Below are 13794 nucleotides of genomic sequence, written 5' to 3'. Positions count from 1 at the left end.
TTAAAATGCTGGTTGTCGGGTATCATCGGGCCAGTCCCTCTACCTCTCTTGATAAGTTGTTAGTGCTTAGTATATGGTTCATAAAAGTAAATGTCAATCATTTATTTTGTTTTTAATTCAAGTTGGTCCAGTTTATTTGCAAACATCAACAAATTCAGCTTGAGTTAGTTGTTGCATATCAGATGGACTTATTTTAAGGGCTGTAAATGCGGAACCCGCTGCAGGGTAAACATATTCATAGTTCTTTAGGGACACATCTATGTACACACCTATAGGACTTGCGAGTCCAAATGGACATACTCCACCTACAGGATGACCTGTTATTTGCGCAACTTCATCGTGATCTAGCATTTTTGCCTTTGTTTTGAAGAAGTCTTTATATTTTCTATTATCAATTCGCGCGTCACCTTTAGTAACAATTAAAATATCTCTGTCTTTAAGACGAAAGGATAAAGCTTTTATTGAATATTGTCAATAGTCAGAAAATATTTACATGCAATAATATGTACATAGATGAAACAAAATGTCGATTTAAAATTCTCATATATTAAAGGAATTTAATTACTAATATAGAATATATAAAAGTATATGTATGTATATAAAGTTACCTTAAATGACATTATTTATATTGTTTCTTTATAATGTTCAATATAAGTAAATATAGAAAGAAATTATTATACTTTATATAAAGAGGTTAATTTAATTGTATTAGATTTAAATTACAGAGGAGAATGTGTAGTTATGATAAACATTAAAAATAAAAAAATTTTAATTGTTGATGATGATTCAACTAGTAGATGTATTTTGATAAAAGTGCTAAGGGAGGCAGGTTATGAAACTGAAGAGGCATCTTCCGGAATAGAGGCATTGAAAAAAGCAGAAAATGAAAAACCAAATTTAATTGTACTTGATGTAAATCTCCCAGATATTACAGGATATGATGTATGTAATAAACTTAAGTCTAATATTAATACCAAATGTATAGAAATACTTAGTATTTCATCATATTATACAAAAAATGAGGATTGGGTTCATGGACTAGAATGTGGAGCAGATAATTATCTTATAAAACCTATTGATCCACATGTTCTTCTTGCTATAGTAAAATCAATGTTAAAAACTCAAGAAACAGAAAATAAACTTAAACTAGCTTTAAAGGCGACTGAGGAGGCAAGTGACGTTAAATCACAGTTTTTGGCAAATATTTCTCATGAGTTAAAGACTCCTATAAATGTAATAGTTAGTGCACTTCAGATGACCAATATAATTATTGAAGATATAGAAATTCCAGGTATAAAGGAAAAATTACATAAATATAACCGTATGATGAATCAGAATAGTTATAGATTAATTAGACTTATAAATAATTTGATAGATATAACTAAAATAGATTCGGGATTTATAAATATGGTGAAAAGAAATGTTGATATTGTAAAAATTGTTGAGGATATAACTTTATCGGTAGTAAGTTTTGTTGAAAGTAAAGGGATTAAACTTATATTTGATACAGATGTAGAAGAAAAGATTATAGCATGTGACCCAAATAAAATAGAGACTATAATGTTTAATCTGCTGTCTAATGCAACAAAATTCACAGATGTAGGTGGAAAAATAACTGTAAATATTTTTGATGGAAAAGACTTTATAGTTATTTCAGTTAAAGATACTGGTATTGGAATAGCAGAGGAGAATAAAAAAAAGATATTTGAAAAATTTTTACAAGTTGATGATACCACACATAGAAATAGTGAAGGAAGTGGTATAGGATTGGCATTAGTTAAATCATTTGTAGAAATGCATTGTGGAAAAATTATTATAGAAAGCACTTACGGCGTGGGAAGTAATTTTATAATCAAACTCCCAGTTATAACAATTGATGAAAGCAAAGAAAAAAGTGGAGATAATATGGGTCTAAGTTATGTAGACAAAATGAACATAGAATTTTCAGATATATATGAGTAGGTTCACCAATCGGATATGTTTATCTTTCAAATCTTGAAGATGTAGAAATTTATATTAAAGGATGTGTTTATAATGGGCAAGGGTATATTTGCGAAGAGTACACTTATAAAAAGTGCGGATAAAATAGCAAGAGTTAGTGAAAAATCGATAAAAGAATATATGGATAAAATGGAGCTATTAGCTACTAAAATGAATGATATAATGCTTAAAAGAGATGACATTTTAGAACTCATTGGTAGTGGAAAAAATATTACAATGATGAAAGATAATCATAATAACCATTTACGTTTTGTTGCATCTATACTGCAAACACCTGATTCAGAAACTTTGGTAGATACAACGTTGTGGGTTTTTCGTTCGTATATGAGTAGAGGGTTTAGTACGAAATATTGGAATGTACAATTAGAAACATGGAGGCAAATTTTAAAAGAAAATATTTCTAGTAAAGCATTTTCAGAAATAATTAGTATATATAATTGGTTTACTGTAAATATACCACATTTTACAAAAGCTGCAGATGAAAAACTAGAAAAATCAAGGCATAAAGATAATAATTAATATATTTGAGATAAAGTACTTAAATATGGAGGCGATATTAAGTGGAAAAGGAAAACTTAAAAAAATATGAGGACACTTTTTTTAACGCCCTTTTAGAAGGAAATAGGACTGAATGTCAGAAAGTGATGATAAGTTTTAGAAAACAAAATTTATCAATTATAACATTGTATGAAGAAATTTTTATGAAAAGTCTATATAGAATAGGTGAGATGTGGGAAAAAAATAAGATTAGCGTTGCAGTTGAGCATATGGCTACGTCTATCACAGAGGGTTTAATGAATGAATTATTACCAGAAATAATGAATTTAGATAGAGTAAATAAAAAAATTGTAATCTCTTGCGTGGAAAATGAGGAACATCAAGTAGGAGGAAAAATGGTTGCAGATATCTTTGAAAAAAATAGCTGGGATACTAATTATCTTGGGGCAAATACTCCGATGGATGAATTAGTTAGATTTTGTGAACTAGTAAAACCCGATATGATTTCTTTATCTTTAAGTGTTTATGCAAACATTCAATTTTTACTTAAGGAAATTATAGCATTAAGAAAGGTAACAGATGTACCTATTATTATTGGTGGACAAGCTTTAATAAATGTAGGTGTAGAGATTTCACAAAAATTAAAAAATGTTTTATATTTTGGAAATCTTGAGGGTGTAGAGAATTATCTTAAAGGATGTGCTTAAAATGGATGAAAATGTATTTATAAAAAATAAGCTTGTTATAAATGCAAAAAAATTAGTAAAAGTTAGTGATACTTCAATTAATGAATACATAGATAAAACAGATTTGCTCGCTGCTAAAATGAATGAAGTTATGATTAAAAGAGAAGATATCTTGGAACTTATCGGTGGAGATAAAAATATTAGAATGATGAAAGATAATTATAAAAATCATTTGAGATTTGTTGGATCTATCATGTTAACCCCTAATGCTGACACATTAGTAGATACATTTTTATGGGAATTTCATGCATATATGAGTAGAGGGTTTACTTCAAACTATTGGGCAGCACAAATAAATACTTGGATAGAACTTCTTAAAGAAAATCTCTCTAAAAAGGCGTTCATGGAAATTTTAAGCATCTACAACTATCTTAGTGTAAATATACCAGAGTTTGTAATAATAACAGAAAATAGATTAGAAACAATGAAGAAGATGGATAATGAATAAAAAATACGAATTCAAAATAGAAAAAATACTTAATTTAAAAACTTTTTTAGAGCACAGTAAAAGTGTTATTTGTTTTTCACTTGACTATGAAGGTAATGTGCTATTTTGTAATGAAGGGTATAAGCGAATACTCGGATATAATGAAAAAAATATTAAGGACAAGTTAATAAATCCGCTAATTGAATCTTTAATAGATGAAAATTTAACTAATAATTCTACAGATAATCTTGTATTTAATGGAATTATTACATTAAAGAAGCTTCATCTAAATTCTTCGTTTATATCTCAAATTTATAAAATTAGTAATGAGTTATTTTTTTTGTGTGAGTATGATGGTCTAGAAATAGAAACGTTATTTAAAGAAATGTCATATAATACTTTATCAATTAACAATATGAATAGAGAACTTGTTAAGAAAGAAATTATGTTGAAAAACGCCATTTGTAAGCAAAAGGAAACACAAACTATGCTTGTTCAATTTGAGAAAATGAATGCACTAGGCCAACTTGCAGCAGGCATCGTGCATGAAATAAACAATCCTCTAACTTATGTTATGGGTAATATCGAAGTTATAGGTCAATATTTTCAATCAATAAAAAGTTTTTTTGAAGATTATGAAATTAAAAAGATTGATAATATATCAATTATTAAAGAAAAATATGATATGAATTATATTCTTAACGATTTTTCTGTGCTTCAAAAGGCAACCCTTGAGGGCACTGAAAAAATTAAAAAAATTGTATCGGATTTGAGAGATTATTCAAGAGTTGATGATTCAGAAAAAATTCTTTGTAATATAGAGGAATGTATTAAAAATTCTTTAAATCTTGTGAAATCAGAAATAAAAAGAAAATCTACAAAACTTAATTTGAACTTCTCGAAGACTACTGATATAGAGTGTTACCCATCACAATTAAACCAAGTATTTTTAAATATAATCATAAATGCAGTACAGGCAGCAGGTGAAAATGGAGAAATTACAATAAACTTGTATGAAAAAGAAAAGTATATAATAGTTGAAATAGAAGATAATGGTGATGGGATTTTGGCTGAAAATAAGAGCAAAATATTTGAACCGTTTTTTACAACGAAGCCAAGGGGTGTAGGAGTAGGGCTAGGATTATATCTATCTTATAGAATAATTAAGGATATACATAAGGGTGAAATTTGTTTTGATTCAATATCAGGAAAAGGAACAATATTTACTATATTCATACCTAAAGGAGTAATATGATGGATGATAAAAAAAATTTGCTGATAATTGATGATGAAATTGAGATTTTAAATACTCTTAAAAGAATCTTTTATAAGGAATATAATGTGCATATTACACAAAATACTAAAGATGCCTTTGAAATTATGAAAAAGGTTAATATAGGAGTAATTTTATGTGACCAGCAAATGCCTAAAATGAAAGGAACTGACTTTTTTATAATAGTGAAGGATATGTATCCGAGTACAATAAGGATATTGTTTACTGGATATTCAGATTTAAGTGATGCTATAAAGTCTATTAATGAAGGACAGATTTTTAGATATTTAACAAAACCTTGGAATTTATATGAACTTAAAAGTTCGGTTAAGGAAGCTTTTGATAAAAATGCACTTATATGCGAAAATAAAATTATGATTGAAACTCTAAAAAATACAAATGTAATTTTAAAAGATAAAGTTCGCGCACGAACAGCAGAGTTAGAAGTAAAAAATATAGAGCTTGAAAAAATAAGTAATGATAAAAGTAGAATACTTGGTATTGTAGCCCATGATTTAAGAAGCCCTATAGGAGGAATATTTAGTTTATCGAAGTTTATTAAAACTTCCGTAAAAGAAGTAAACACTCAAGAACCGATAAGATTTGAAAAACTTAAGGAAACTATAGAATTTATAGAAATTATAACAGATTCAAGTAAATATCTTTTAGATTTAATAAATGATATTATTGATGTGTCAGTTATTGAGACAGGAAAATTAGAGCTTAATTTGGAGAGTATAATGTATATTCCTTTCTTAAATAAATCAATTGCTATTAACAGACAGTCAGCTAAGAATAAAAAAATTAAAATTTTAGTGAAAATCGAAACTGAGCAAAACATTGTAGTTTGCATGGACAAAATAAAAATTGGTCAGGTTATAAATAATTTCCTTCAAAATGCAATAAAATTTTCTTATCCACTGGGGAATATTATTCTCAAAGTTTGTGATGATGGCAATTATGTCACAACGAAAGTAATAGATGAGGGTGAGGGTATACCGAAGTCACAAAGGAATAAATTATTCAAGATTTTCTCTAAAACATCTTCAATTCCAACTGCTGGAGAAAAAAGTAATGGCCTTGGACTTTATATATCCCAAAGAATTATTGAAGCTCATAATGGAATAATTGGATTTGAAGAGAATATTGAGAAGGGATCTACTTTCTATTTTAAGTTAATAAAAGAACCTATTAAAAAATAGTAACTATTAGTATTTATAATATATTAATATAAATATAATCTAAAACACCTGGGTAAATATAATATTTGTCTAGGTGTATAAATATGTCATAGAACTTTAAATGAAATATTACACCAAAAACTGAGTGTAGTAACAAAATAATGAAAATAGAATAATATAAAGTATAAATATTATTTTGGAGGTACTTATGTACGACTATCGTTGCAAAAATTGTGAAAATCTTGGACAGTGTATGCCCATGATGAATATGCCAATGATGAATATGCCAATGGGGGATATGCCAATGGAAGATATGCCCATGATGAATATGCCAATGGGAGATATGCCAATGGAAGATATGCTGATGATGAATATGCCGATGATGAATATGCCAATGATGAATATGCCAATGATGAATATGCCGATGATGAATATGCCAATGATGAATATGGCGATGATGAATATGCCGATGATGAATATGTCCATGATGAACATGCCAATGGTTGAGAGTGATGAGGAAAGTGATGAAGATTTAAAAAATATGTATCCTAAGATATATATTAAAATATTACCTATGGTAAAACATCATTGTGATATGATGGTAGCAAAGCACGGGAAAAGATATTGTCCTAACAAGGAAGAAATGGATTGCATTTGTAAGGAGATATCTGATAAATATAAAGAACATTATAGGAGTGAGGAAGAGGAAGAGCTTGAGGATAATTATAGCGATAACGATAATAATATGAGACGAAGACGTCGTTATGGTAGTGGTGGTGGAATTGGAGATATAGCTAGAATATTAATTATCGGAAGTTTACTTGGAGGAAGAAGATATAATTACGGATACTAAAGTATAAATAAATATTATAAGGAAATTTATTATTATATGCTAAAAAAATGCTTAAGTATTTTGAGTCCACTGAAAAAAGAGTTCGCTTTTCAGTGGACTTAGTATTTTTGGTAGTTTTTTCATGTAAATTATATGGATGTTAGGTATGATATTTATTGTATTAGTGCAGGCAGTACATAAAGAGGATATAATGAAGAGGGACTTCAAACTGATATTTGTTGTAAATAAATTTAAATAAAGGGGATAACAATGATAAAGACAAACGTTATGCGTATTTTAGATAAAATGAAAGTAGAATATGATGTTATGACATATGAGGTTAAAGATGATAAAATAGATGGGTTATCTGTTGCAAAGAAGATAGGCCGTGACGAAAAATATCTTTATAAAACTATAGTCACACATGCAAATTCTAAAGAAGTTTATGTTATTGTGATTCCTGTTGGAGAAGAAATAGATTTTAAGAAAGTAGCTAGAGTAACTAATGAGAAGAGCATAGAAATGCTAGATCTTAGGGATTTACAGAAGTGTACAGGGTATATTAGAGGTGGGTGTTCACCAATAGGTATGAAAAAAAAATATAAAACATTTATTGATAAGAGAGCGCTTGAAATAGATACGATAATTGTAAGTGCTGGGAAAATAGGATTTCAAATAGAGATAAATCCAAATTCATTAAAAAATATTATAGATGGCAAATTTGCTGATTTAATAAAGTAAAATTATTTGCAATGTTTCATGGAAAAGAAAAAATATAATTTCTAAAAAGTATAGAAATTATATTTCAGCATTTTATTATTTATTAATATATTTTGTTTCATATATCCAATACATTATCCAGGCTATTAATGCAAAGATTACTGGTCCAGCGATACTCCAGATTGTTGTCATCATATCTCCATCTAATGCTGGCTGTATTATAGAGAAAAAGTTTGCAAATCCAACAGTGAACATAACAATTATAGTCCATGTGACAGCACTTTTGTAAGTTTTAAACATTTCAAAAGGCTTAATAATAGATTTGTTTTTCTTAAATGGTGCAAAAGCATATGCTATAAACATGTATGGAAGAGTCATTGCTACGTTGGTCATTGAAACTAATATATCGATGAATTTTTTCATAGAATCTCCACCAATAACAGAAACAAGGAAAATTAGAATACAAACGATTGTTGCCTGAATCCACATAGCATTTTGTGGCATTCCGTTTTTCATTTCTCCCATTTTACCAGGCCATAATTTAGGAGGTGTACCTTCAATTAATTGTTTTAATGGAGCAAACATCAATGTGAAAAAAGCACCTGACAAAGCTAAAAACATTGAAAGACCAACGAATCTAGCTAAACCATGTCCCATAGCTATACTCATTGCATTACTTGCTCCGAAAGCATTACCAAGAGAGTATCCTAGGTTAGACATTACTACATAACCACAATTAGCTAAGTTAACGCTTTTATCGTCCATAACCAATGACCAATTAGTGAATATACCAACAAGGAATATTCCAAGTGAGTATCCAATGGAAATGACAATCGCTGAAATAATAACACCTTTTGGAAAATTCTTTTCAGCATTTTCTGTTTCGTCAACAAGTCCACCAATAACTTCTATACCACCATAAGCAAATATAGCAAATACTACAAAGGCAAAAGATTGAAGTATATTACCAACATATTTAGGATTTGGTGAGTCTATAAACGAACTAATTCCAACTATTGGCTGAGCTAAATGACCATGAGTTCCTATAAATACTAGTATAGCACCAATAAATAAAACTATGTTTAACGCTGCAACTGCAGTGCCACCTATTGAAGTGAATTTCTTAATCTTATCTAATCCCTTGGTGGATACAAATGTTACAAATAATATCCAAAATATACCGAGTATTCCTAAGGTTTTAGGACCAGTTAACCCGGCTATTCCAAATAATGCCCAAGTTTGTGTCATATCTTTACCAAATATTGCGTTTGATATTGGAACCCAAACGGTAGAGGCAACATTAACCATCCAAATTACATAAGATGAGTACCACATAAATGTTGCCATAAAAGCAAACTTAGCTCCTACTGATTTTTCCATCCATGAGTAAATTCCGCCCTTAGAATCTTTAAAAGCAGCACCAAACTCAGCCATCATGAAAGCAAATGGTATAAAAAATGTTATTCCTGATAAGATGTACCAGGGGATAGCGGCATAGCCCATTTTATAGAATGACCTTGGGATGTTATTAAATCCGTAAACTGAAGTAAAAATCATTAATACCAAGGATACTAATGTTAAATGTTTAATATTTTTTGAATGTTCTGACATGTTTTTCCCCCTAACGATATTGTGAATAAATCTGTATTACACCACTATATAATTATATAACAATCGACAAAAAACTCAATACCTTATTAACATGAAGATAAATTTAAATTATACTTTAGTATGTTATTAATAGATTTTAAGATGAATTAACGGTATTTGATGAGTTAAGCTAAAAATGTTATAATATAAGTAATTATAGCTTAATTAAATGGGCACTCTAACTCTGAAGGTTTCACAAGCTGGAGTGTTTTTTGAATTTAATCACAATTAAGTGTTGAAGGAGAGATTATGCGAAAAAGTGGAAAAACACCGTTAATGAGAGCAAAAAAATTGGAAAAGGCATTAGGTATCTCGGAAATATATTTAAAACTTGAAGGAGCTAATCCATCAGGCCATAAATATGACCGTATATCAGAAATTTTAGTGAAAGATGCTATTGCTAATGGATTTAAAAAGATTTTAGTTGATGGGTCTGAGTGTTATATACAATCAGTCCAGTTGTTTGCAAAATTAAATGAACTTGAGATTAAAGTTCCTCTATTTAAACAGGAAAAATGGAAAAATTCTAGAATAGATAAATCTATTTTATTTGATATGCGGGATAAAAAAGATACTATTACGCGTTCAGATTTAAAAGAGATTGCAGAAAAAAACAACATGTATTTGATGTGCGAATGGAATTTAAATAATATTATTAGTCATCTTGTATTAGAAGATATGACAAGAGAGTGTTTGGAACGTATGGATTTTAAGGTTGACACAATTACAATACAATTAGGCCTTGGATATACACTCTCAAGTGTTTATAGTGGATTAATTAAAAGTTGGGTACATGAGGAACTGGGTAAGTTACCTGAATTAATATGTGGTTCAAATCCGTCGTGGAAGGATTCATTGGATGAGTACATTAGGAAAATGAAAATAGCTGTGACTAATATGAAAGATAAAGATTCTGAAGAGATTAATTTACATATGGAAGAGGATTATATAGGGATAGTTGCAACAGTTGAGAAAATAATTATGGATACACATGCTGAAATGATTGGCATTGAAGAGATTGATCTAAGAAATGTAGCTAATATGTTAAGGGAACTTGAGGGCGTTATGGTCTCAAGGAAGGAAGCATATGCAATGGCAGCATTTATCAAAATGGCTGAGCAAGGAAAACTAAGCAATGGAAAACATTTAATTATTTTAAATGATGGGAAAAGTGAAATTGAAGTTTGCGAAATTAAAAGTTTTAATGATAAAAACAAAGAAGAGTTACTTGAAATGACACGTGATTGGTTATCTACTTATAATGATTCAGTGGGAGAAACAGTAGATGCTATAGAAAAAGCTATGAAGGAAGGTTTTTTGCTAATAGCAAAACGAAATGGTGAAGAACAGGGTATTTGTATTATAGTAAATATGGGGTTTGAAAGATTTATCCCAACCTATCACCTTGCATATATTGGTGTTAAGCCAGGGAATAAAGGTCGTGGAGTGGCATCTGAACTTATAGGACGAGCAATTGAACTAACAGATGGTAATCTGTCTCTTCATGTAGATCTTGATAACAAACGTGCTAAAAATCTTTATCGTAAAATGGGATTTAACCATGTGTACGACAGGATGATATATAACCATCCAACTGATTAAGTAAAGATTAAAAAAGGAGGTCAAACTACTGAAATATATTTCAGTAGTTTGACCTCCCTATTTTGTAGAATACTAATCAATTTTTTTTAGTATTCTACAAGGGTTTCCTACAGCTACAACATTAGCTGGAATATCCTTTGTAACAACACTTCCAGAACCTATCACAGAATTATCACCAATAGTTATACCTGGATTTATTATACATCCACCGCCAATCCATACGTTGTTACCTATAGTTACTGCTTTTGTATAATCTGCATTCTTAGGCCTTAACTTAGGATCAAGCAGATGGGTTGCTGTAAATATACTTACATTAGGAGCAATTAATACATTATCACCTATGGTTACAAGTCCATCATCTAAAACTAAAAAATTGAAATTAGCATAGAAGGTTTCTCCGATGTGGATATTAGTTCCATAATCACAATGAAAAGGAGGTTCTATTTCGAAATTATTACCTATCTTTCCAAATAATTTTTTTAAAATATTTATTCTATTAGTAACATCTTCTGGATCAGTATTATTATATAATTTTGTAAGATGTCTTGCTTTATTTCTTAAAAGGACTAAATCTTTATCATATGCATTATAGATTTCACCACTTAGCATCTTTTGTTTTTCACACATTTTATACACTCCTTATTGAATACACTTTAAATTTAATTATATCATATAAAAACAAGTAAGTGGATTTTAGGTATAGGATTATAAGGTACGAGTAGTTAAGTGGTTGACAAGTCAACGAAATATCCTTATAATAAGGTTGATATATCAACTAAAAAGGAACAAATCAATTTGTATAAGGGGTGTTGTATTTTGGATGAAGACATAATGTACCTGCTTAAACTTAATAGTAAAATTTTAAGAAGTACACAGGCTCATTTAGATAAGGAGCTAAAAGAATATGAATTAAGCAGTGGAACATATCCATATTTACTTAAATTGAGGGGGAATGAAGGTATTAGTCAAAATAAGATAAGTGAAGAAATAGGTTGTGACAAGGCAATGTCAGCTAGAACTATAACAAAACTTATTAATCTTGGATACATAGATAGAAATAAAGATGAAACTGATTCGAGAGCTTATAAATTGTATTTAACGCAAAAGGCTAAGAGTATAATCCCAAAAGTGCTTAATAAAATACATAAGTTGGTAGAATTAATCACAATAGATTTAAATGAGGATGAGAAGAGAATTACTATGGATTCTTTGAACAAGATTCTAAATAATATAAAAAACATGGAAATACAAGCTTAAGAGGAGAATGAAAATGAATTCAGTGGATAATAGTAATTTTAAAAATAGATGGATAATTTTGTTTATAGTTGTAATGGTAACTTTTATGTGTACTTTAGATAGCAGTATTGTAAACGTAGCTTTACCTGTAATGGCTAAATCACTTCATGTAACATCAGCGGGTGTTCAATTGGTAGTAACGAGTTACTTAATTGTTATCTCAGCAGCTATATTAGTTTTTGGAAAACTAGGGGATATGCTTGGTAAAACAAAGGTATTCAAGTTTGGAATAGCTGTATTTACAATAGGTTCTTTATTTTGTGGAGTAACAAGTTCCCTTACCTTTTTAGTTATAGCAAGAGTTATTCAGGCAATAGGAGCGGCAGCTACAATGGCTAATAGTCAAGGAATTATAACAGGAGTGTTTCCAGCAAATGAGAGAGGAAGAGCCCTTGGAATTACGGGAACGTTTGTTGCTCTTGGAGCAATGGTTGGACCAGGACTAGGAGGTTTTATAGTCGATGCTACAAGTTGGGAATACATATTTCTAATTAACATACCAATAGGCATAATAACTTTATTTTATGGTTTAAAAATACTGCCCAAAGCAAACAAAACAGAAAAAGGGAAATTGGATGGATATGGAGCATTACTATTTGTATTTACTATAATTCCTCTATTTGTAGCTCTTGGCAAGGGGCAGGAAATTGGTTTTACACGTCCTATAATTTTGATAGGTTTTTTAATATCAATTGTTTCATTTATAGCATTTATATTTGTGGAGAAGAAACGTAAAAACCCTTTATTAGAACTTAAAATATTTGAGAATAAATTATTCTCACTTTCTATATTTTGTGGGTTTATATCTTTTGTGGCAATGTTTTGTTCGGTTATTATTCAACCCTTTTACCTCCAAGATGTACTTAAGTACTCACCTGCATTTACTGGATTAGTACTTATGGTATCTCCTTTAGTTTTATCTGTTGTTGCACCAGTAAGTGGGCATTTATCAGATAAAATAGGATCTGAGATTCTAACTTTTATAGGTCTTTTGGTAAATAGTGTGGGTCTGTTTTTAATGTCAACTTTAAATGAACAAACGAGTCTTATGACTATGGTGTTTTATATAATCGTTATGACAATTGGTAATGGTCTATTTCAATCGCCTAATAATTCTTTAATAATGTCCACAGTAGCAAAGGATAAATTAGGTATCGCAGGAAGTATTAATGGACTTGTAAGAAACCTCGGAATGGTATGTGGAATAGCTCTGTCAACTGCACTTTTATATAATAGAATGAGTTATAAAATTGGGTATCATGTAACTAATTATATAGTGGGACGAAATGATGCATTTATATATGGCATGAGAATTGTATATATAGTTGCAGCAATTATTTGTTTAATTGGGGCAATTTTAACTTTTTCAAGATTGCGTAGTAGTAAAGTCAAGTTAGAAAACTCTTAATAATAACTAATAAGTTTATTAGATACATCATTATTTTTAGAGAAAATAAAAAAGTAAGATTATAGAGTTAATAAAACTATGGAAGTATATTTCCATAGTTTTTTATTAGTGTGCCCGGCATGGGCGTTTACTCGTCGGTGAAAGTCCGATACGGGGGCTG

The 13794-nt window shown here is 29.6% G+C and carries 14 protein-coding genes; 11 read left to right on the top strand and 3 right to left on the bottom strand.

Annotated elements, in window-relative coordinates:
* Window positions 1–132: 132 nt before the first annotated feature.
* Window positions 133–462 carry a YbaK/EbsC family protein gene (locus tag Q0649_RS13505; protein WP_298842887.1) on the bottom strand — a complete coding sequence of 110 codons (330 nt, stop codon included), beginning with the start codon at window positions 460–462 and terminating at the stop codon, window positions 133–135.
* A gap of 279 nt (window positions 463–741) precedes the next feature.
* Between Q0649_RS13505 and Q0649_RS13500 the strand changes: the two genes are divergently transcribed.
* The 8 genes from Q0649_RS13500 to ybaK all read left to right on the top strand — a co-directional run bounded on the left by Q0649_RS13500 (window position 742) and on the right by ybaK (window position 7699).
* Window positions 742–1962: a hybrid sensor histidine kinase/response regulator gene (locus tag Q0649_RS13500; RefSeq protein ID WP_298842878.1), complete on the top strand. Its 1221-nt coding sequence runs from the start codon at window positions 742–744 to the stop codon at window positions 1960–1962.
* A 72-nt stretch (window positions 1963–2034) separates the two neighbouring features.
* A complete protein-coding gene (locus tag Q0649_RS13495) occupies window positions 2035–2520 on the top strand; it encodes a hypothetical protein (protein ID WP_298842875.1) in 486 nt (161 codons plus the stop codon).
* Window positions 2521–2561: 41 nt separating this feature from the next.
* Entirely contained in the window at window positions 2562–3206 is a 645-nt protein-coding gene (locus Q0649_RS13490) for a B12-binding domain-containing protein (protein WP_298842872.1), read from the top strand.
* 1 nt (window position 3207) lies between these two features.
* Window positions 3208–3693: a hypothetical protein gene (locus tag Q0649_RS13485; RefSeq protein WP_298842869.1), complete on the top strand. Its 486-nt coding sequence runs from the start codon at window positions 3208–3210 to the stop codon at window positions 3691–3693.
* On the top strand, window positions 3686–4927 hold the full coding sequence (locus tag Q0649_RS13480; RefSeq protein ID WP_298842866.1) for a sensor histidine kinase: 1242 nt from the start codon (window positions 3686–3688) through the stop codon (window positions 4925–4927). The genes Q0649_RS13485 and Q0649_RS13480 overlap by 8 nt, the downstream gene beginning before the upstream one ends.
* The gene (locus Q0649_RS13475; protein WP_298842863.1) at window positions 4927–6147 is read left to right on the top strand and encodes a hybrid sensor histidine kinase/response regulator; all 1221 of its coding nucleotides are present in this window, start codon (window positions 4927–4929) and stop codon (window positions 6145–6147) included. The genes Q0649_RS13480 and Q0649_RS13475 overlap by 1 nt, the downstream gene beginning before the upstream one ends.
* Before the next feature lie 187 nt (window positions 6148–6334).
* Window positions 6335–6979 (top strand): hypothetical protein, encoded by a 645-nt coding sequence (locus Q0649_RS13470; protein WP_298842860.1) that lies wholly within the window; start codon window positions 6335–6337, stop codon window positions 6977–6979.
* 249 nt (window positions 6980–7228) lie between these two features.
* Complete coding sequence (gene ybaK / locus Q0649_RS13465; RefSeq protein ID WP_298842857.1) at window positions 7229–7699, top strand: Cys-tRNA(Pro) deacylase; 471 nt, start codon at window positions 7229–7231, stop codon at window positions 7697–7699.
* Between the two features lie 75 nt (window positions 7700–7774).
* Here ybaK and yjeM read toward each other — a convergent pair whose 3' ends face one another.
* Window positions 7775–9289 (bottom strand): glutamate/gamma-aminobutyrate family transporter YjeM, encoded by a 1515-nt coding sequence (yjeM, locus tag Q0649_RS13460; RefSeq protein ID WP_298842854.1) that lies wholly within the window; start codon window positions 9287–9289, stop codon window positions 7775–7777.
* A gap of 288 nt (window positions 9290–9577) precedes the next feature.
* Between yjeM and Q0649_RS13455 the strand changes: the two genes are divergently transcribed.
* Entirely contained in the window at window positions 9578–10930 is a 1353-nt protein-coding gene (locus tag Q0649_RS13455; protein WP_298842851.1) for a pyridoxal-phosphate dependent enzyme, read from the top strand.
* Window positions 10931–11002: 72 nt separating this feature from the next.
* Here the strand turns inward: Q0649_RS13455 and Q0649_RS13450 are convergent, their stop codons facing one another.
* Window positions 11003–11557, bottom strand: a complete 555-nt coding sequence (locus Q0649_RS13450; RefSeq protein WP_298842849.1) for a sugar O-acetyltransferase — start codon at window positions 11555–11557, stop codon at window positions 11003–11005.
* A gap of 189 nt (window positions 11558–11746) precedes the next feature.
* Here Q0649_RS13450 and Q0649_RS13445 point away from each other — a divergent pair, with 189 nt between their 5' ends.
* Both Q0649_RS13445 and Q0649_RS13440 read left to right on the top strand, forming a co-directional pair.
* Window positions 11747–12187 (top strand): MarR family winged helix-turn-helix transcriptional regulator, encoded by a 441-nt coding sequence (locus tag Q0649_RS13445; protein ID WP_298842847.1) that lies wholly within the window; start codon window positions 11747–11749, stop codon window positions 12185–12187.
* 22 nt (window positions 12188–12209) lie between these two features.
* Window positions 12210–13634 carry an MFS transporter gene (locus Q0649_RS13440; RefSeq protein ID WP_298842881.1) on the top strand — a complete coding sequence of 475 codons (1425 nt, stop codon included), beginning with the start codon at window positions 12210–12212 and terminating at the stop codon, window positions 13632–13634.
* The last annotated feature ends 160 nt before the right edge of the window (window positions 13635–13794 follow it).

This window comes from uncultured Clostridium sp. (assembly GCF_937920395.1).
In the GTDB taxonomy this organism is placed as follows: domain Bacteria; phylum Bacillota; class Clostridia; order Clostridiales; family Clostridiaceae; genus Clostridium_AD.
Note: the sequence above shows the minus strand (reverse complement) of the source record. Positions and strands in the feature narration are given on the sequence as shown.